The following is an 18,418-nucleotide window of genomic DNA, read 5'->3' on the forward strand; positions in this document are numbered from 1 at the left end:
ACGCCGAGCACCCCGTAGAAGGCCCGCCCAGCGCGGGCCTTCTGCTGTCCGCCCCACGTGTTTGCCGACGGCCGAAAATCCCGCCGTGCGTGGCTTGCGCGGCTCTTCCCGGCTCACTAACGTAGCGCCTTTCCCGCGATCCCTTGTGCAGGAGCACACCTTCATGGCCCCGCGAGCCTTCCGCCGGCTTCCCAGCTTCGGCCTTGCCGCCACCCTCAGCGCCGCCGTCAGCCTCGCCGGCTGCCAGAACTGGCTGAACGACCACTATGCCGACAGCCTGACACCGACCTCCGGCGTGCAGCCGATCAAGGGCCTGGCGGACAACGTGTCGATCCGCCGCAACAGCCTGGGGATGCCGCTGATCGAGAGCAGCAGCTTCCACGATGCGCTGTTCACCCTGGGCTACGTGCACGCCAGCGACCGTATCAGCCAGATGGTCGGCCTGCGCCTGATGGCCCAGGGGCGCCTGTCGGAAATGGTCGGCCCCGGTGCGCTGGAGACCGACCGCTTCATGCGCACGGTGAACCTGAAGAAGGCCGCTGACGCCCTCTATGCCGGCTCCTCGCCGCGCCTCAAGCGCTTCTTCGAAACCTACGCGCGCGGCGTCAACGCCTACCTGTTCCGCTACCGCGACAAGCTGCCGATGGACCTGGCCGAGTCCGGCTATCACCCCGAGTACTGGAAGCCGGAAGACTCCGCGCTGGTCTTCAGCCTGCTGAACTTCGGCCTGGCAGTGAACCTGCAGGAAGAGATCGCCTCCCTGGTCATCGCGCAGAAAGTCGGCGCCGACAAGCTGCCCTGGCTGACGCCGATCTACCCGGATGAGGCGCTGCCCTTCGACGAGGCCGAGAAGCTCAAGGGCCTGCGCCTGGAAGGGAAGATCGCCGGCCTCGACGCGCTCGACCGCGCCGCCGGCCAGGTCGCCGCGCTGCAGATGATGGGCGTCGCCGCCTCCAACAACTGGGCCATAGCCCCGCAGCGCAGCCGCAGCGGCAAGAGCCTCCTGGCCAACGACACCCACCTGCCGCTGTCCATGCCCTCGGTGTGGAACTACGTGCAGATCCGTTCGCCGAAATTCAGCGCCGCCGGCGTTTCCATTGCCGGCGTGCCGGGCGTGGTGGCCGGCTTCAACGGCAAGCTGGCCTGGGGCATGACCATGGTCATGGGCGACAACCAGGACCTGTTCCTGGAACAGGTGAAGCGCCAGGGCAGCAAGCTCTATTACCTCGCGGACGGCCAGTGGAAGCCGGCGGTCGAGCGCAACGAGACCTTCTTCATCAAGGGCCAGAGTCCGGTGCGCGAAGTCATCTACGAGACCCGCCACGGCCCGCTGCTCAACAGCGCGCTGGGCGAGCGCAAGCACGACCTGCAGCCGCTGCCGCTGACCAGCGGCTACGGCATCGCCTACCAGAGCATCCAGGGCGAGACCGACCGCACCCTCGACGCCTTCTTCGACCTGTCCCGCGCCAAGAGCGTCGAGCAGGCGTTCGACGCCACCCGCGACGTCCGTGCGATGGCGCTGAACATCCTGTTCGCCGATGAGAAACACATCGGCTGGCAGGTCACCGGGCGCTTCCCCAACCGCAAGGAAGGCCGCGGCCTGCTGCCCTCCCCCGGCTGGGACGGCCGCTACGACTGGGACGGCTACGCCGATCCGATCCTGCACCCGTCCGACCAGGACCCGGCGCAGGGCTGGCTGGGCACCGCCAACCACCGCACCGTGCAGCCCGGCTACGGCGCACAGCTGTCCAGCTCCTGGTACTACCCGGAGCGTTACGAGCGCATCGCGCAACTGGCCGGCGCCAGCAAGAGTCACGATTACCGCAGCATGATCGCCATGCAGTACGACCAGACCACGCCCTTCGCCGGCAAGCTGCAATCCATGCTCGACGCACCTGGCATGACGCAGCCGCTGAAGAAAGCCATCGACGCCCTGCCCGCCGACCAGCGCGCCCGCGCCCGCGAAGCGCTGGACCGGATCATGGCGTTCGACGGCAAGCTCTCAGCCACCTCGGGCGACGCTGCGCTGTACGAAGCCTTCCTGCAGGAAAGCACCAAGCAGATATTCCTCGACGAACTCGGCCCGGAAGACAGCCCGTCCTGGAAAGCCTTCGTGGAGAACGCCAACCTGTCCTACTCGGCTCAGGCCGACCACCTGCTGGGGCGCGACGACAGTCCGTTCTGGGACGACACCCGCACTCCGCAGAAGGAAGACAAGCCGGCAATCCTTGCCCGCAGCCTGGCCGCCGCCACCGCCTTCTGCGAGCAGAAGCTGGGCAGCGACCGCCGCGCCTGGCAGTGGGGCAAGCTGCACACCTACGAGTGGGTCAGCGACAGCACCAAGATGGCGCCCAACCTGAGCGCCAGCGAGCGGGCCAGCATCGGCGCGATCAAGGGCTACCTGGACCGCGGCCCCTACCCGGCCGGCGGCGACCACACCACGCTGAACGTCTCGGCCTACCACTGGGGCCAGGACTTCGACACCTGGCTGATCCCGGCCATGCGCATCGTCGTCGACTTCGGCCAGAGCGAGCCGATGATGGGCGTCAACAGCAGCGGCCAGTCCGGCAACCCGGCCAGCCCGCACTACGCCGACGGCATCGACGCCTGGCTGAAGGGCAACTACATGAGCTTCCCCTTCCAGTCGCAGAACCTGGACAAGGTCTACGGTACGAAGCGCCTGACGCTGGTGCCGGGCAAGTGATCGACTGAGAAATTTTTCCGGGGCCGGGAACTTGTGTCCCGCCCCGGAATCAGAACAGTCGACTTACTCCATGATCATTTTCAGGCACCTTCGGGTGCCTTTCTTTTTTCTGCCGCGCACCATCCCGTTACCCGACGCCTCACTCCCGCGCCCCAACCGGGTGCGCACGCCGGAGTTGCCGCTGCTATACCTTTTGCAGGACCGCGTCCGTCATCCTTTTCCTGTCGCTGGCGTCCGCCGCTCCGTGCCTGGTTCGAAAATTGCTGTCCTTGCGCTGTTGCACAGGTGTTCCCGTTATTTCCACCTGCTTGACCAACCTCTAAGGATTCCCTTCGATGAAAAAAGCCTGGTTGACACTCTCCGCCCTGGTCCTGATGGCCAGCGCCGGCGCCCTGCAAGCCAAGGAGTGGAAAGAAATCCGCTTCGCCACCGACCCTTCCTATGCCCCCTTCGAGTCCAAGGCCCCGGACGGTAGTCTGGTCGGCTTCGACATCGACCTGGGCAACGCCATCTGCGAGCACCTGAAGGTCAAGTGCGTGTGGATGCCCAACGACTTCGACGGGATGATTCCGGGCCTGAAAGCACGCAAGTTTGACGGCGTGATCTCCTCGATGACCGTCACCGAAGCGCGCAAGAAGGAAATCGACTTCACCGAGAAACTCTTCACCGGCCCTTCGGCGATGATCAGCAAGAAAGGTTCGGGGCTCGAAGCCACCGCCGACTCGCTCAAGGGCAAGACCGTGGGCGTCGAGCAGGGCACCATCCAGGAAACCTTCGCCAAGACCAAGCTGGAGCCGGCCGGGGTCAACGTGCAGAGCTACCAGAACCAGGATCAGGTCTACTCCGACCTGGTGTCCGGCCGCCTGGACGCCTCGCTGCAGGACCTGCTGCAGGCCGAGCAGGGCTTCCTCAAGACCGACCAGGGCAAGGGCTTCGAGATCAGCAAGCCGGTGCATGACCCGCTGATGCCGGCGGACATCGCCATCGGCGTGCGCAAGGGCAACAACGAACTGCGCGAGATGCTCAACAAGGGCATCAAGGCCATCCACGCCGACGGCACCTACGACAAGCTGCAGAAGAAATACTTCGGCGACCTCGACATCTACAACGACTGATCGGCCCTGAGCGCGCCCGCCCCCGCCGACCGGGGCGGGCCCGTCACGGCAGCGGCGGCATCACGGGAGCGCTCAGCGCATGCTCCAGGCATTCCTCGAAAGCATCAGCCTCAAGGGCTACGGGGCCATCCTGCTGGACGGCACCTGGATGACCATCAAGTTGTCGATCTGCTCACTGCTGCTGTCCGTCCTGCTCGGCCTGATCGGTGCCAGCGCCAAGCTCTCCGGCTCCAGACTCCTGCGCTTGCCGGCGACCCTCTACACCACGCTGATCCGCGGCGTCCCCGACCTGGTGCTGATGCTGCTGATCTTCTACAGCCTGCAAACCTGGCTGGCCGACCTCACCGACTACATGGAATGGGAATACATCGAGATCGACCCGTTCAGTGCCGGGGTGATCACCCTGGGTTTCATCTACGGCGCCTACTTCACCGAAACCTTCCGCGGCGCCATCCTCGCGGTGCCGCGCGGCCAGCTGGAAGCGGCCAGCGCCTATGGCCTGAGCCGGGCGCAGCGCTTCCGCTTCGTACTCTTCCCGCAGCTGATGCGCTTCGCCCTGCCGGGGCTGGGCAACAACTGGATGGTGCTGATCAAGTCCACCGCGCTGGTCTCCATCATCGGCCTGTCCGACGTGGTCCGCGCCGCGCAGGATGCCGGCAAGAGCAGCTACCGGCTGTTCTTCTTCCTGATCGTGGCCGCGCTGATCTACCTGGTCTTCACCACCCTCTCCAACTTCGTGCTCAACGCCCTTGAGCGCCGTTATGCCATCGGCGTGCGCGAGGCCCTGCGATGATCGAATTGCTGCAGCAGTACGGCAAAGCCTTCCTCTGGACCGACGGCTACCACATCACCGGCCTGGCCATGACTCTCTGGCTGCTGGTGGTCTCCATCGCCTTCGGCTTCACCGTCGCCATTCCCCTGTCCATCGCCCGCGTCTCGCGCAAGCCGCTGGTGCGCTGGCCGGTGCAGTTCTACACCTACATATTCCGCGGCACGCCGCTGTATATCCAGTTGCTGGTCTGCTACACCGGCATCTACAGCCTGGCGGCGGTCCGCGAGCAACCGATACTCGACGCCTTCTTCCGCAACGGCCTGAACTGCACCCTGCTGGCCTTCGCCCTGAACACCTGCGCCTACACCACGGAAATCTTCGCCGGCGCCATCCGCAACATCGCCCACGGCGAAGTCGAGGCCGCGCACGCCTACGGCCTGAGCGGCTGGCGGCTGTACCGCTACGTGATCATGCCCTCGGCGCTGCGCCGCGCGCTGCCGTACTACAGCAACGAAGTGATCCTCATGCTGCACTCCACCACCGTGGCCTTCACCGCCACCGTGCCGGACCTGATGAAGATTGCCCGCGACGCCAACGCCGCGACCTTCCTGTCCTTCCAGTCCTTCGGCATCGCCGCGATGCTCTACCTGGTGACTTCCTTCACCCTGGTCGGGCTGTTCCGCCTGGCCGAGCGACGCTGGCTGGCCTTCCTCGGCCCCAGCCATGGCTGATCGCACCCTGCCCTACGCCACTCCCGTCACGCATTCCTGAGGCCCGCATGACCACATTGAAGATCGAGTCCCTGCACAAGCGCTACGGCGACAACGAGGTACTCAAGGGCGTATCCCTGGAGACCAGGACCGGCGACGTGGTGAGCATGATCGGCGCCAGCGGCTCGGGCAAAAGCACCTTCCTGCGCTGCATCAACTTCCTCGAACAGCCCGACGAGGGCCGGATGATCCTCGACGGCGAGGAAGTGAAGATGCTGCCGGGTCCCGGCGGCATGCGCGTCGCCGACCCGGCGCAACTGCAGCGCATCCGCACGCGCCTGGCGATGGTGTTCCAGCACTTCAACCTGTGGAGCCACATGACGGTGCTGGAGAACGTCACCCTGGCGCCGCGCCGGGTGCTGGGCGTGGAACGCGCGGAAGCCGAGGACCGCGCCCGCAGCTACCTGAGCAAGGTCGGCCTGCCGGCGCAGGTGATCGACAAGTACCCGGCTTTCCTTTCCGGCGGCCAGCAGCAGCGCGTGGCCATCGCCCGTGCGCTGGCGATGGAGCCGGAAATCATGCTGTTCGACGAGCCCACCTCGGCGCTCGACCCGGAGTTGGTCGGCGAGGTGCTCAAAGTCATCAAGGCGCTGGCCGAGGAAGGCCGCACCATGATCCTGGTCACCCACGAAATGGCCTTCGCCCGCGAGGTATCCAGCCAGGTGCTGTTCCTCCACCAGGGCCGCGTCGAGGAACAGGGCCCGCCGCAGGAAGTGCTGGGCAAGCCGAAGAGCGAGCGGCTGCGGCAGTTCCTCAGTGGCAACCTGAAATAGGCTCCACCCTATCGTAGGAGCAACTGCCTTCTTGGAAACCCATGCCAGTGCATGCCCTCACCCCAGCCATCTCCCGGAAGGAGAGGGGGCAGATCGTGCCGGCTGATGTCGTGGTTTCATCCTGCACCGCACGGTCCCCTCTCCCGCTTGCGGGAGAGGGTTAGGGTGAGGGACTCTTGATTTTGTAGGAGCGGACTCTGCCCGCGATCAGCCCAACGCTGGCGCCACCGGGTGCTCCAATCGCGGACAGAGCCCGCTCCTACGGGCATCTCCCTGCTGGGCCTGGTGCGTGCACTTCTCATGCGAAGCCATTTGGCTTACTCGGAGCGAATCACAGGCAATAAAAAACCGGGCCAATGCCCGGTTTTTCGTTCATAGCGGAAGGATCAGGCCTTCGGCAGGGTCACGCCCATCTGGCCCTGGTACTTGCCGCCACGATCCTTGTACGACACTTCGCACGCCTCGTCCGACTGCAGGAACAGCATCTGCGCCACGCCTTCGTGGGCGTAGATCTTCGCCGGCAGGTTGGTGGTGTTGGAGAATTCCAGGGTCACGTGGCCTTCCCACTCGGGCTCCAGCGGGGTCACGTTGACGATGATGCCGCAGCGCGCGTAGGTGCTCTTGCCCAGGCAGATGGTCAGCACGTCGCGCGGGATGCGGAAGTACTCGACGGTGCGGGCCAGGGCGAAGGAGTTCGGCGGGATGATGCAGACGTCGCTGTTGATGTCCACGAAGCTCTTCTCGTCGAAGTTCTTCGGATCGACCACGGCCGAGTGGATGTTGGTGAACACCTTGAATTCGGCGGCGCAGCGCACGTCGTAGCCGTAGCTGGAGACACCGTAGGAGATGACCCGGCTGTCGTCTGCACCACGGATCTGGCGCTCGACGAACGGCTCGATCATGCCGTGCTCCAGAGCCATGCGGCGAATCCACTTGTCCGATTTGATGCTCATGGCGGGCGTCCCGTAGCTGCTGAAAAAAGAAACGCGAATCTTACCGGCAGGCGCGCCGCCCGGCAAAGGGGCGCGCCGGGCGGTGGGTTGTCGCTCCCGAAAACGCCGGTCAGTCGTCGCTGATCGAGATGCTCGGCATGTCCGGCGCGGCCTTCTCGCTCAGGGCGATGCGGGCGCCGACGCAGCGGGCCATTTCCTGGTAGATCATCGCCAGCTGGCTTTCCGGGTCGGCGATCACCGTGGGCTTGCCACCGTCGGCCTGCATGCGGATGGCCATGGACAGCGGCAGCGACGCCAGCAACTCGACGCCATACTGCGCCGCCAGCTTCTCGCCGCCGCCTTCGCCGAACAGGTGCTCGGCATGGCCGCAGTTGGAGCAGATGTGCACGGCCATGTTCTCGACCACGCCCAGCACCGGGATGTTGACCTTGCGGAACATCTCCACGCCCTTCTTCGCGTCGAGCAGGGCAAGGTCCTGCGGGGTGGTGACGATCACCGAGCCGGCCACCGGGACTTTCTGCGCCAGGGTCAGCTGGATGTCGCCGGTACCCGGCGGCATGTCGATGACCAGGTAGTCCAGGTCGTTCCAGGCAGTCTGGGTGATCAGCTGGATCAGCGCACCGGAGACCATCGGCCCGCGCCACACGACCGGAGTGTTGTCGTCGGTGAGGAAGGCCATGGACATGACTTCCACGCCATGGGACTCCAGCGGGATGAACCACTTCTGGTCGCGGATCTTCGGCCGAGTGCCCTCGGGAATGCCGAACATGATGCCCTGGCTCGGGCCGTAGATGTCGGCGTCGAGGATGCCGACCTTGGCGCCTTCGCGGGCCAGCGCCAGCGCGAGGTTGGCGGCGGTGGTGGACTTGCCCACGCCGCCCTTGCCGGAGGCCACGGCGATGATGTTCTTCACGTTGCTCATGCCCGGCACCTGGGCCTGGGCCTTGTGCGCGGCGATGTGGGTTTCCACCTTCACCTGCGCCGAATCGACGCCGTCCAGGGACTCCAGGGCCAGTTGCACGGTCTGCGCCAGGCCGTTCTTGAACAGGCCCGCCGCGTAGCCCAGCTCCAGGGTCAGCGCGATGCGCCCGCCCTGGATGTCCAGCTCGCGCAGGTAGCCGGCGTCCAGCAGATTCTGGCCGGTGTGGGGGTCGTTGATCTGGCGGAGAACGCTCTCCACCGTGGCACGGGTAACGGAGCTCATGGGTACTCCCGATGAAAGACTGAGCAGAATAGGCGGGCATATTACGCCTCTCGTGGCGCCCTTGCTCGCGATCATCGGTCGCATGAACGCCTCGGGCTTACTCCCAGGCGGCACACGGGTGAAAAATCAGCCACGTCCCTATATAGTTGCCGACTTCCCTCGTTTTTCCGTCACGGCCGATCATCATGTCCGAAGCCCGCAAGATTCTCGTCACCAGCGCCCTGCCCTACGCCAACGGCTCGATCCACCTGGGTCACATGCTGGAGTACATCCAGACCGACATCTGGGTGCGCTTCCAGAAGATGCGTGGCAACCAGGCGGTGTACGTGTGCGCGGACGACGCCCACGGCTCGGCCATCATGCTGCGCGCCGAGCGCGAAGGCATCACCTCCGAGCAGCTGATCGACGGCGTGCGCGCCGAGCACATGGCCGACTTCGCCGACTTCCTGGTGGACTTCGACAACTACCACTCGACCCACTCGGAAGAGAACCGCGAGCTGTCCTCGGCCATCTACGTCAAGCTGCGCGAAGCCGGCCACATCGCCACCCGCCCGGTGACCCAGTACTTCGACCCGGAAAAGCAGATGTTCCTGGCCGACCGCTTCATCAAGGGCACCTGCCCCAAGTGCGGCACCGCCGACCAGTACGGCGACAACTGCGAAGCCTGCGGCGCGACCTATTCGCCCACCGAGCTGAAGGACCCGAAGTCGGCCATCTCCGGCGCCACCCCGGTGCTCAAGGAATCGCTGCACTACTTCTTCAAGCTGCCTGACTTCCAGGCCATGCTGCAGGAATGGACCCGCAGCGGCACCCTGCAGGATTCGGTGGCCAACAAGATCGCCGAATGGCTGGATTCCGGCCTGCAGGAGTGGGACATCTCCCGCGATGCGCCCTACTTCGGCTTCGAGATTCCCGACGCACCGGGCAAGTACTTCTACGTCTGGCTGGACGCGCCGATCGGCTACATGGCCAGCTTCAAGAACCTCTGCGCACGTCGCCCGGAGCTGGACTTCGACGCCTACTGGCAGCAGGGCTCCGACGCCGAGCTGTACCACTTCATCGGCAAGGACATCGTCAACTTCCACGCGCTGTTCTGGCCCGCCATGCTCGAAGGCGCCGGCTACCGCAAGCCGACCGCAGTGAACGTGCACGGCTACCTGACCGTCAACGGCCAGAAGATGTCCAAGTCGCGCGGCACCTTCGTCAAGGCGCGCACCTACCTGGACCACCTGGACCCGGAATACCTGCGCTACTACTACGCCTCCAAGCTGGGCCGTGGCGTGGACGACCTCGACCTGAACCTCGAAGACTTCGTGCAGAAGGTCAACTCCGACCTGGTCGGCAAGGTGGTCAACATCGCCAGCCGTTGCGCCGGCTTCATCCACAAGGGCAACAACGGCCTGCTGGTGGACGCCAACCCGGCACCGGAGCTGGTCGAAGCCTTCCACAGCGCCGCACCGAGCATCGCCGCCGCTTATGAAGCCCGCGACTTCGGCCGCGCCATGCGCGAGATCATGGCCCTGGCCGACCAGGCCAACGCCTGGATCGCCGACAAGGCCCCGTGGTCGCTGAACAAGCAGGAAGGCAAGCAGGACGAAGTGCAGGCCATTTGCGCCCTGGGCGTGAACCTGTTCCGCCAGCTGGTGATCTTCCTCAAGCCCGTGCTGCCGAAGCTGGCCGAAGCCGCCGAAGCCTTCCTCAACGTCGCCCCGCTGAAGTGGGCCGACCACGAGCAACTGCTGGCCAACCACCCGCTGAACCCGTTCAACCCGCTGATGACCCGTATCGAGCCCGCGAAAATCGAAGCCATGATCGAAGCCTCCAAGGAAGACCTCGCCGCCGCCAACCAGCCCAAGGGCAATGGCGAACTGACCAAGGACCCGCTGGCCGCGGAGATCAACTTCGACGCCTTCGCCGCCGTCGACCTGCGCATCGCGCTGATCGAGAAGTGCGAGTTCGTCGAGGGCGCCGACAAGCTGCTGCGCCTGTCCCTGGACATCGGCGACGAGAAGCGCAATGTGTTCTCCGGCATCAAGAGCGCCTACCCGGACCCGAGCAAGCTCGAAGGCCGCCTGACCCTGTACGTGGCCAACCTGGCCCCGCGCAAGATGAAGTTCGGCATCTCCGAAGGCATGGTCCTGGCCGCCGGCCCCGGAGGTGAAGAGATCTACCTGCTCAGCCCCGACAGCGGCGCCAAGCCGGGCCAGCGCGTCAAGTAACGCCAGAGCCTCCATGAAAACGCCGGCAAATTGCCGGCGTTTTCGTATACGACAGCATCACAGGGGGCGGCTCAACGCCGCCGGTATGGCCTACTGAGCGTCTTCGCAGTCCCCGTCTCCGCCGCCCATGTGCTCGAAGCCTTCCAGATAGAGGCAGGAGCTGTCCTCGGCACAGTCCTGCAGCGAAGCGTTGCTCAGGTTTTCCCGCGAGGTGGGTTCCTCCAGGTTCACCTCCGGGAAGATATCCGCCACCTCATCCGCGGTCATGATCCTGTCGAAGGTGACGTTGACCGATTGCAGGCGACCGTACTCCCAGTCCAGGTCCACCGCCGTGATGCTCGGATTGAGCTGGCGCACCAGCGCTTCGGGCAACTGCGGGCCGGCGTAGCTGAGGTCCGTGTCATGGCAGGCGTCGCCCCAGTTGCTCAGCGTCTTGCTGGTCGCGCAGCTGAATTGCGCATCGACATGACCGGTGCGCTGCTCCAGTTGGCAGGCGAAGTCGGCGACGCTCATGCGTGGCCAACTGACCAGGTCGGAGGTGGTGAAGGGAGCGGCCGCAACGAGGCCGCTGGAGAGCAACAGGCAGAGGGCGATGAAGCGTCTGGGCATGCGGACTTCCGTAAGAGGCGCCAACAGGATTCGGCAACCGCAGATATTCCCCCCGCCGGCCCCGGCACCGCAACCGGTTTGCGGAGCATGGCGATTGCTCCTCCAACCCCATGCGCATAATCTATGCGCATCCGCCGTGGAGGTGCCCATGCACACGACCTACGATCCTCAAGCCCCGAAGAAAGCCACCAACCTGAGCCTCAACAGCGACCTGCTGAAACAGGCCCGCGAGCTGGACGTGAACCTCTCGGCGGTGCTGGAGGAAGCACTGGCCGATGTGGTCAAGGAACGCCTGAGCCAACGCTGGCTGGAACAGAACCGCGCGGCGATCGAAGCCTACAATCAACATGTCGAGGAAGCCGGCGTGTTCAGCGATGGCCTGCGGAGCTTCTGATGAAGCAGTTCGACCTGTACCGCAATGCCAACCCGCGCACCCAGGCGGAGATTCCGCTGCTGCTGGACGTGCAGAGCGACCTGCTGGCCTCGCTGAATACGCGCATGGTGATCCCGCTGAGCCGTGGCAAAGGGCTGGCCGGCATCAACCGGCTGATGCCGGAAGTCACGGTCGGCGATGAGACGCTCCTGCTGCTCACCCCGCAGATGGCCGGCATCGCCCGCCGCGAACTGGGCGAGCCGGTGGGCAGCCTGGCACACCACAGCAAAGACATCATCGCCGCCATCGACCTGCTGATCAGCGGAATCTGAGCATGAACCACCGCCGCCTACGCCGGACCACCGGAGCCTTGTCATGACCGAACTCGCCCTGATCCTGGTCAGCGCCATCCTGGTCAACAACTTCGTGCTGGTGCAGTTCCTCGGCCTGTGCCCCTTCATGGGCGTGTCGCGCAAGATCGAGACCGCCATCGGACTGTCCCTGGCCACCACCTTCGTCCTCACCCTCGCCTCGGTGTGCAGCTACATCCTGCAACGCTACGTGCTGCAGCCGCTGGACCTGGAATTCCTGCGCACCATCGGCTTCATCCTGGTGATCGCCGTGGTGGTGCAGTTCACCGAGCTGCTGGTGAAGAAGAGCAGTCCGCTGCTGTACCGCGTGCTGGGTATCTTCCTGCCGCTGATCACCACCAACTGCATCGTCCTCGGCGTGGCCCTGCTCAATGCCAACAAGCCGGAGTACGGCTTCCTGCAATCCACCCTGCAGGGCTTCGGCGCCGGCCTGGGCTTTTCCCTGGTGCTGGTGCTGTTCGCCGCCCTGCGCGAGCGCATCGCCATCGCCGATGTGCCCAAGCCGTTCCAGGGTGCCGCCATCGGCATGATCACCGCCGGGCTGATGTCCCTGGCCTTCATGGGCTTCACCGGATTGCTCAAGCCATGAGCGCGGTGCTGCTCGCCGTTGCCGTCGTCGCCCTGCTCTGCCTCGCCAGCGGCGCGCTGCTGGGCTATGCCGCCGTGCGCCTGAAGGTGGAAGGCGACCCGGTGGCCGAACAGATCAATGCCCTGCTGCCACAGACCCAGTGCGGCCAGTGCGGCTACGCCGGCTGCAAACCCTACGCCCAGGCCATCGCCGACGGTGACGCGATCAACAAGTGCCCGCCCGGCGGCGCCGCCACCATCGCTGCCCTCGCCGACCTGCTGGACGTCGAGCCGCAACCGCTGGACGCCGCCGCGGAAACCCCGCCGCGCGTGGCCTATATCCGCGAGGCCGAGTGCATCGGCTGCACCAAATGCATCCGCGCCTGCCCGGTGGACGCCATCGTCGGCGCGGCCAAGCTGATGCATACAGTGATCGTCGACGAATGCACCGGCTGCGACCTGTGCCTGGAACCCTGCCCGGTGGACTGCATCGAGATGCGCGAACTGCCGGTGCGCGTCACCGACTGGAAATGGCCGCTGCCGGACACCCGGCTGATCGCCAGCGACCGGGAGCGGGCAGCATGACGGTACAGGTCTGGAGCTTCCCCGGCGGCATCCATCCGCCGGAGAACAAGCAGCAGTCCACGGCAATGCCGATCCAGCAGCCGCCGCTGCCGCGCCGGCTGGTGCTGCCGTTGCAGCAACACATCGGCGAGCCCGCCCTGCCTTGCGTCGAAGTCGGCCAGCGGGTGCTCAAGGGGCAACGCATCGCCGAGCCGGGCAGCGCCATCAGCGCCGCGCTGCACGCGCCGACGTCCGGCACCGTGGTGGCGCTGGGCGAACAACCCTACCCCCACGCCTCCGGGCTGACGGCGCCAGCCATCGTCATCGACAGCGACGGCCAGGAGGAATGGGCAACACTCGATGCCTGTTCCGACTACGCATCCCGCTCCGCGGTCGAACTGCTGGAACGCATCCGTCACGCCGGCATTGCCGGGCTCGGCGGCGCCGGCTTCCCCACCGCTGCCAAGCTGGCCACCCGCCCGCAGGACGACCTGCACACCCTGGTCATCAACGGCGCCGAGTGCGAGCCCTACATCAGCGCCGACGACCTGCTGATGCGCGAACGCGCAGCGGAGCTGGTGCAGGGCATCGACATCCTCTTGCACATCCTGCAGCCGGAGCAGGTGCTGATCGGCATCGAGGACAACAAACCCGAGGCGCTGGCTGCCGTACAGGCCGCGCTTGGTGAACGGAACATCACGCTGCGGGCAATCCCGACCAGATACCCCTCCGGTGGCGAGCGCCAACTGATCCAGATTCTCACCGGCCGCGAAGTGCCCGCCGGCGGGCTGCCGGCGGATATCGGCATGCTCTGCGTGAATGTCGGCACCGCCGTGGCCGTGGCCGATGCCGTGCTGCGCGGACGGCCGCTGATCTCGCGCATTACCACCCTGACCGGCGCCGCGCTGGAGCGCCCGTGCAACGTCGAGGCGCTGCTCGGCACCCCGGTGGGCGAGCTGCTGGATTTCGCCGGCCTCGACCGCTCGAAGCTGGAGCGCCTGATCCTCGGCGGACCGCTGATGGGCGTCAGCCTGCCGTCGTTGGACGTGCCGCTGATCAAGACCGGCAACTGCCTGCTGGCCGCCAGCCGCGAGGAACTGCCGCCCGCACCGCCGGCCATGCCCTGCATCCGTTGCGGCGACTGCGCGCAGGTCTGCCCTGCCAGCCTGCTGCCGCAGCAGCTGCACTACTTCGCCCTCGGCGCGGAGCACGAGCAGTTGCAGGCGCATAACCTGTTCGACTGCATCGAGTGCGGCGCCTGCGCCTACGTCTGTCCGTCGAGCATCCCGCTGGTGCAGTACTACCGCGCGGCCAAGGCCGATATCCGTGAGCTGCAGCAACGCCAGCTGAAGGCCGAACAATCGCGCCTGCGCTTCGAGCAGCGCCAGGACCGCCTGCGCCGCGAGGACGAACAGCGCGCCGCCGAACGCCTGGCCCGCCAGGAGCGCGCCGCGCGCGTACAGGAAGATGAGGCCAGTCCCGAGCCGCCCGCCCCCGCCGCACAATCCATCATCGAGCGGGTGAAGTCCGAGAAGGCCGTGGGCAATGCGCCCGACCAGCTCAAGCGGCTGAAGATCGAGGCCAGCATGGCCCAGGTCGCGCTGAAGAAGGCCGAGAAGCAGTTGGCCGCCCACGACACCGAACAACTGCGCGCCCAGGTCGCCGAACTGCGCAGCGCCGCCGAGCAGGCCAAGGCTGCACTGGCTGCCGCTGAAGCAAGTGCGGCACCGGCCCCCGCTCCGGCAGCGGTCGATAACGAAGCCGCGCTGAAGAAAGCCAAGATCGACGCCGCCATGGCCCGGGCGCAGCTGAAGAAATCCGAGAAGGCCTTCGGCGAGTCGCCCACGGACGAACAGCGCGCCACCCTCACTTCCCTGCGCGAGGACGTCGAACGCATCGAGCATCGCCTGGGCGAGCTGCAATCCGCCGCCGCACCGGCCCCACAAGCCGGCGAGCCCACTAATGGCGTACTCGCCTTGCGCCAGGCCAAGCAGCATTACGTGGCCCAGCGCGATGCCCTGCGCAGTGCCGAGCGCGACGGCGCCTCGGACGAGGAACTGGCCTCGGTGCGCCAGACACTGGCCGCCGCCGAACAGGCCCTGCATGCTGCCGAAGACGCCAGCGGCAAGGCGCCGCCGGAACTGGTACGTACCGACAAGCGCCCGGTCAGCCCTGCCCTGCGCGCCGCCAAGACCGAACTGGCCTACGCCCGCGCCGACCTGAAGAAACTCGAACGCGAAGGCGCCGGCGACGATGCCCTGACCACCGCCCGCGCCCGTCTGCTAGCGGCCGAACGCGCCGTGGCCGATGCCAGCGGTGAGGACCCCCGATGAAGCTGCCCCGAATCACCTCGCCCCACGCCACCGGCAGCAACCGCACGCAGAAGGTCATGCTGACTCTGCTGGCCGCCTGCGCCCCCGGCGCCCTGGTGCTGATCGGCCTGTACGGCGTCGGCACGCTGTTCAACCTGCTCTGGTGCAGCCTGATCGCGCTGGCCACCGAGGCGGCGATGCTCCGGCTGCGCAAGCGCCCGATCGAGTTCTTCCTCCGCGACGGCAGTGCCCTGGTCACCGCCGTGTTGCTCGCCCTCGCCCTGCCACCCTATGCGCCCTGGTGGCTGAGCCTGATCGCCACGGTGTTCGCCCTGGTGTTCGGCAAGCACCTGTATGGCGGCCTGGGGCAGAACCCGTTCAACCCGGCGATGGTCGGCTACGTGGTGGTGCTGGTGTCCTTCCCGCTGCACATGAGCCAGTGGCCGGCGCCGGACAGCGCACCGGGATTCGGCGAAGGGCTGCGGCATATCTTCGGCCTCGCCAGCCAGGCGCCGGACGCCTGGGTCGGCGCCACCGTACTGGACGTGGTACGCAACAACAACAGCCTGACCATGGACGAACTGACGACACAATCCAGCGCCTTCGGCCACCTGGGCGGGCGCGGTGCGGAGCTGGTCAACCTGGCCTTCCTCGCCGGCGGGCTGTTCCTGCTCTGGCGCAAGCTGTTCACCTGGCACGCGCCGGTGGGCATGCTCGGCGCGCTGTTCGTCATGGGCCTGCTGTTCTGGAACGGCTCGGGCTCCGACTCCCACGGCTCGCCGCTACTGCACCTGTTCAGCGGCGCGACCATGCTCGGCGCCTTCTTCATCGTCACCGACCCGGTGTCCGGCGCCACCAGCAACCGTGGCCGCCTGGTGTTCGGCATCGGCGTCGGCGTGCTCACCTACGTGATCCGCGCCTGGGGTGGCTACCCGGACGGCGTGGCCTTCGCCGTGCTACTGATGAACCTCGCCGCGCCGACCATCGACTATTACACCCGCCCGCGCACCTACGGGCACAAGAAGCCTGAGCGCGGCTTCAAGGTGGGGGACTGATGACCCGCTCGATGCTGAAGAACGCCCTGGTGCTCGGCCTGTTCGCCGTGGTTACGGTGGGCGTGGTGGCGCTGGTCCACCAGTTCACCGCGCAGCGTATCGACAACGCCCAGCGCGAGGCGCGCGGCCGCGCCCTGCTGGAACTGCTGCCGGCAGGCAGCTATGACAACCACCCGCTGGACAGCCAGGTCGAAGCCTTCGATCCCAAGCTGCTCGGCCGCAGCGAGCCGGCGCCGACCTTCGTCGCACGCCGCCAGGGCCAGGCCACGGCGGTGATCCTCCAGGCCACCGCACCGGACGGCTACAGCGGCTCCATCCAGTTGCTGGTGGGCGTCACCGCCGAAGGCCGGCTGCTCGGCGTGCGCGTCGTGTCGCACAAGGAAACCCCCGGACTGGGCGACAAGATCGAGTTGGGCAAGAGCGACTGGCTGCACGGCTTCGACGGCCACTCGCTGACCGATCCGGCCGACGCTGGCTGGAAGGTGAAGAAGGACGGCGGACAGTTCGACCAGTTCGCCGGCGCCACCGTCACCCCGCGCGCCGTGGTGAAGGCCACGCACAAGGCGCTGCAATACTTCGACGCGCACAAGGCCGAGCTGCTCGCCCCCGCCGCACAACCGGCCGCAGGAGACCGCCATGAGTGATCCCGGCTACCGCGAGCTGGCCCTGCAGGGCCTGTGGAAGAACAACCCGGGGCTGGTGCAGCTGCTCGGCCTGTGCCCGCTGCTGGGCACCAGCAACTCCATGGTCAACGCCCTCGGCCTCGGCCTTGCGACCATCTTCGTGCTGGCCTGCTCCAACGCGGCGGTGGCGCTGATCCGTGGCTCGGTCACCGAAGCCGTGCGCCTGCCGGCCTTCGTCCTCATCATCGCCGCGCTGACCACCTGCATCGAGCTGCTGATGCAGGCCTGGACCTACGAGCTGTACCAGATCCTCGGCATCTTCATCCCGCTGATCACCACCAACTGCGTGATCCTTGGCCGCGCCGAAGCCTTCGCCTCGCGCCACAGCGTGGCGCGCTCGGCCTTCGACGGGCTGATGATGGGCACTGGATTCGCCCTGGTGCTGCTGGTGGTGGGCACAGTCCGCGAACTGCTCGGCCACGGCACCCTGCTGGCCGGCATGAACCTGCTGTTCGGCCCGGCGGCGGCAACCTGGAAAATCCAGCTGTTCGCCAACTACCCGGGCTTCCTGCTGGCCATCCTGCCGCCGGGTGCCTTCCTGGTGCTGGGCCTGCTGATCGCCCTCAAGAACCGTATCGATGAAAGCCTGGCGGAACGTGCCAAGGCGCAGGCGGGCGACGTACCCGCGACCGAGCGCCAACGTGTCCGCGTGACCGGAGTGATTGAATGAATGCCGCCAAGCGCGCGGAGATTTTCCGCCGACTCAAAGAAGACAATCCCAACCCCGAAACCGAACTGGCCTACAGCACGCCCTTCGAGCTACTGATCGCGGTGCTGCTCTCCGCCCAGGCCACCGACGTGGGGGTGAACAAGGCCACCGCCAAGCTCTACCCGGTGGCCAATACCCCGGAGGCGATCTATGCCCTCGGCGTGGAGGGCCTGTCGGAGTACATCAAGACCATCGGCCTGTACAACAGCAAGGCGAAGAACACCATCGAGACCTGCCGCATCCTCATCGAGAAGCACGGCAGCCAGGTACCGGAGAACCGCGAGGACCTCGAAGCCCTGCCGGGCGTGGGTCGCAAGACCGCCAACGTAGTGCTCAACACCGCTTTCAGACAGCCGGCGATGGCCGTGGACACGCACATCTTCCGCGTCGCCAACCGTACGGGGATAGCGCCGGGCAAGAATGTACTGGAGGTCGAGAGGAAGCTGCTGAAGTTCGTACCCAAGGAATACCTGCTCGATGCCCACCACTGGCTGATCCTGCACGGGCGCTACGTCTGCAAGGCACGCAAGCCGCAGTGCGGCAGTTGCCGGATCGAGGACCTGTGCGAGTACAAGCACAAGACTTCGGACGATTGAGCGTTATGGGAAAATTCCTTCAGCCTGATTGAAAAAATCTTTTTTACGGTCCGGTCCTTTGTCGATATA

18 protein-coding genes are annotated in these 18,418 nt (G+C 66.1%); 15 read left to right on the plus strand and 3 right to left on the minus strand.

Annotation, left to right across the window (positions count from 1 at the left end; all coding sequences use genetic code 11):
- The first annotated feature begins 163 nt into the window (after positions 1-163).
- The 5 genes from J5M67_RS10180 to J5M67_RS10200 all read left to right on the plus strand — a co-directional run bounded on the left by J5M67_RS10180 (position 164) and on the right by J5M67_RS10200 (position 6,134).
- The gene (locus J5M67_RS10180) at positions 164-2,704 is read left to right on the plus strand and encodes a penicillin acylase family protein (RefSeq protein WP_207885180.1); all 2,541 of its coding nucleotides are present in this window, start codon (positions 164-166) and stop codon (positions 2,702-2,704) included.
- A gap of 335 nt (positions 2,705-3,039) precedes the next feature.
- Positions 3,040-3,819: an ABC transporter substrate-binding protein gene (locus tag J5M67_RS10185; protein ID WP_207885181.1), complete on the plus strand. Its 780-nt coding sequence runs from the start codon at positions 3,040-3,042 to the stop codon at positions 3,817-3,819.
- Positions 3,820-3,898: 79 nt separating this feature from the next.
- Positions 3,899-4,612 (plus strand): ABC transporter permease, encoded by a 714-nt coding sequence (locus tag J5M67_RS10190; protein WP_207885182.1) that lies wholly within the window; start codon positions 3,899-3,901, stop codon positions 4,610-4,612.
- Positions 4,609-5,322 (plus strand): ABC transporter permease, encoded by a 714-nt coding sequence (locus tag J5M67_RS10195; RefSeq protein ID WP_207885183.1) that lies wholly within the window; start codon positions 4,609-4,611, stop codon positions 5,320-5,322. Before J5M67_RS10190 ends, J5M67_RS10195 begins: the two co-directional genes overlap by 4 nt.
- Before the next feature lie 47 nt (positions 5,323-5,369).
- Entirely contained in the window at positions 5,370-6,134 is a 765-nt protein-coding gene (locus tag J5M67_RS10200; protein ID WP_207885184.1) for an ABC transporter ATP-binding protein, read from the plus strand.
- 386 nt (positions 6,135-6,520) lie between these two features.
- Here the strand turns inward: J5M67_RS10200 and dcd are convergent, their stop codons facing one another.
- Entirely contained in the window at positions 6,521-7,087 is a 567-nt protein-coding gene (dcd, locus tag J5M67_RS10205; RefSeq protein ID WP_207885185.1) for a dCTP deaminase, read from the minus strand.
- Between the two features lie 109 nt (positions 7,088-7,196).
- Complete coding sequence (gene apbC / locus J5M67_RS10210) at positions 7,197-8,291, minus strand: iron-sulfur cluster carrier protein ApbC (protein WP_207885186.1); 1,095 nt, start codon at positions 8,289-8,291, stop codon at positions 7,197-7,199.
- 185 nt (positions 8,292-8,476) lie between these two features.
- On the opposite strand from apbC, the gene metG reads away from it, so the two are divergent.
- A complete protein-coding gene (gene metG, locus J5M67_RS10215; RefSeq protein ID WP_207885187.1) occupies positions 8,477-10,510 on the plus strand; it encodes a methionine--tRNA ligase in 2,034 nt (677 codons plus the stop codon).
- A gap of 90 nt (positions 10,511-10,600) precedes the next feature.
- Here metG and J5M67_RS10220 read toward each other — a convergent pair whose 3' ends face one another.
- On the minus strand, positions 10,601-11,119 hold the full coding sequence (locus tag J5M67_RS10220; protein ID WP_207885188.1) for a hypothetical protein: 519 nt from the start codon (positions 11,117-11,119) through the stop codon (positions 10,601-10,603).
- Positions 11,120-11,267: 148 nt separating this feature from the next.
- Here J5M67_RS10220 and J5M67_RS10225 point away from each other — a divergent pair, with 148 nt between their 5' ends.
- Genes J5M67_RS10225 through nth form a run of 9 tightly spaced genes read left to right on the plus strand, consistent with a single transcriptional unit; the run spans position 11,268 to position 18,349 of the window.
- Positions 11,268-11,513 (plus strand): type II toxin-antitoxin system CcdA family antitoxin, encoded by a 246-nt coding sequence (locus J5M67_RS10225; protein WP_207885189.1) that lies wholly within the window; start codon positions 11,268-11,270, stop codon positions 11,511-11,513.
- On the plus strand, positions 11,513-11,824 hold the full coding sequence (locus tag J5M67_RS10230) for a CcdB family protein (RefSeq protein ID WP_207885190.1): 312 nt from the start codon (positions 11,513-11,515) through the stop codon (positions 11,822-11,824). The genes J5M67_RS10225 and J5M67_RS10230 overlap by 1 nt, the downstream gene beginning before the upstream one ends.
- Before the next feature lie 43 nt (positions 11,825-11,867).
- Positions 11,868-12,452, plus strand: a complete 585-nt coding sequence (gene rsxA, locus J5M67_RS10235; protein ID WP_207885191.1) for an electron transport complex subunit RsxA — start codon at positions 11,868-11,870, stop codon at positions 12,450-12,452.
- On the plus strand, positions 12,449-13,015 hold the full coding sequence (rsxB, locus tag J5M67_RS10240) for an electron transport complex subunit RsxB (RefSeq protein ID WP_207885192.1): 567 nt from the start codon (positions 12,449-12,451) through the stop codon (positions 13,013-13,015). Before rsxA ends, rsxB begins: the two co-directional genes overlap by 4 nt.
- Positions 13,012-15,327: an electron transport complex subunit RsxC gene (gene rsxC / locus J5M67_RS10245; protein ID WP_207885193.1), complete on the plus strand. Its 2,316-nt coding sequence runs from the start codon at positions 13,012-13,014 to the stop codon at positions 15,325-15,327. Before rsxB ends, rsxC begins: the two co-directional genes overlap by 4 nt.
- Positions 15,324-16,361 (plus strand): RnfABCDGE type electron transport complex subunit D, encoded by a 1,038-nt coding sequence (locus tag J5M67_RS10250; RefSeq protein ID WP_207885194.1) that lies wholly within the window; start codon positions 15,324-15,326, stop codon positions 16,359-16,361. Before rsxC ends, J5M67_RS10250 begins: the two co-directional genes overlap by 4 nt.
- Positions 16,361-17,005 carry an electron transport complex subunit RsxG gene (rsxG, locus tag J5M67_RS10255; RefSeq protein WP_207885195.1) on the plus strand — a complete coding sequence of 215 codons (645 nt, stop codon included), beginning with the start codon at positions 16,361-16,363 and terminating at the stop codon, positions 17,003-17,005. The genes J5M67_RS10250 and rsxG overlap by 1 nt, the downstream gene beginning before the upstream one ends.
- Entirely contained in the window at positions 16,998-17,714 is a 717-nt protein-coding gene (locus J5M67_RS10260) for an electron transport complex subunit E (protein ID WP_207885196.1), read from the plus strand. Before rsxG ends, J5M67_RS10260 begins: the two co-directional genes overlap by 8 nt.
- Positions 17,711-18,349, plus strand: coding sequence for an endonuclease III (nth, locus tag J5M67_RS10265; RefSeq protein WP_207885197.1), 639 nt, complete (start codon positions 17,711-17,713; stop codon positions 18,347-18,349). The genes J5M67_RS10260 and nth overlap by 4 nt, the downstream gene beginning before the upstream one ends.
- Positions 18,350-18,418 lie beyond the last annotated feature (69 nt).

The organism is Pseudomonas sp. 30_B, assembly GCF_017491605.1.
Classification (GTDB): Bacteria; Pseudomonadota; Gammaproteobacteria; order Pseudomonadales; family Pseudomonadaceae; genus Pseudomonas.

What these genes read in the sequence shown, in the direction of transcription:
- metG (WP_207885187.1), top strand. Translation starts at nt 8,477, where the DNA reads ATGTCCGAAGCCCGCAAGATTCTCGTCACCAGCGCCCTGCCCTACGCC.
- dcd (WP_207885185.1), bottom strand. Translation starts at nt 7,087, where the DNA reads ATGAGCATCAAATCGGACAAGTGGATTCGCCGCATGGCTCTGGAGCAC.
- nth (WP_207885197.1), top strand. Translation starts at nt 17,711, where the DNA reads ATGAATGCCGCCAAGCGCGCGGAGATTTTCCGCCGACTCAAAGAAGAC.
- rsxA (WP_207885191.1), top strand. Translation starts at nt 11,868, where the DNA reads ATGACCGAACTCGCCCTGATCCTGGTCAGCGCCATCCTGGTCAACAAC.
- J5M67_RS10250 (WP_207885194.1), top strand. Translation starts at nt 15,324, where the DNA reads ATGAAGCTGCCCCGAATCACCTCGCCCCACGCCACCGGCAGCAACCGC.
- J5M67_RS10190 (WP_207885182.1), top strand. Translation starts at nt 3,899, where the DNA reads ATGCTCCAGGCATTCCTCGAAAGCATCAGCCTCAAGGGCTACGGGGCC.
- J5M67_RS10195 (WP_207885183.1), top strand. Translation starts at nt 4,609, where the DNA reads ATGATCGAATTGCTGCAGCAGTACGGCAAAGCCTTCCTCTGGACCGAC.
- J5M67_RS10260 (WP_207885196.1), top strand. Translation starts at nt 16,998, where the DNA reads ATGAGTGATCCCGGCTACCGCGAGCTGGCCCTGCAGGGCCTGTGGAAG.
- J5M67_RS10185 (WP_207885181.1), top strand. Translation starts at nt 3,040, where the DNA reads ATGAAAAAAGCCTGGTTGACACTCTCCGCCCTGGTCCTGATGGCCAGC.
- J5M67_RS10200 (WP_207885184.1), top strand. Translation starts at nt 5,370, where the DNA reads ATGACCACATTGAAGATCGAGTCCCTGCACAAGCGCTACGGCGACAAC.
- J5M67_RS10225 (WP_207885189.1), top strand. Translation starts at nt 11,268, where the DNA reads ATGCACACGACCTACGATCCTCAAGCCCCGAAGAAAGCCACCAACCTG.
- J5M67_RS10220 (WP_207885188.1), bottom strand. Translation starts at nt 11,119, where the DNA reads ATGCCCAGACGCTTCATCGCCCTCTGCCTGTTGCTCTCCAGCGGCCTC.
- rsxB (WP_207885192.1), top strand. Translation starts at nt 12,449, where the DNA reads ATGAGCGCGGTGCTGCTCGCCGTTGCCGTCGTCGCCCTGCTCTGCCTC.
- J5M67_RS10230 (WP_207885190.1), top strand. Translation starts at nt 11,513, where the DNA reads ATGAAGCAGTTCGACCTGTACCGCAATGCCAACCCGCGCACCCAGGCG.
- rsxG (WP_207885195.1), top strand. Translation starts at nt 16,361, where the DNA reads ATGACCCGCTCGATGCTGAAGAACGCCCTGGTGCTCGGCCTGTTCGCC.
- J5M67_RS10180 (WP_207885180.1), top strand. Translation starts at nt 164, where the DNA reads ATGGCCCCGCGAGCCTTCCGCCGGCTTCCCAGCTTCGGCCTTGCCGCC.
- rsxC (WP_207885193.1), top strand. Translation starts at nt 13,012, where the DNA reads ATGACGGTACAGGTCTGGAGCTTCCCCGGCGGCATCCATCCGCCGGAG.
- apbC (WP_207885186.1), bottom strand. Translation starts at nt 8,291, where the DNA reads ATGAGCTCCGTTACCCGTGCCACGGTGGAGAGCGTTCTCCGCCAGATC.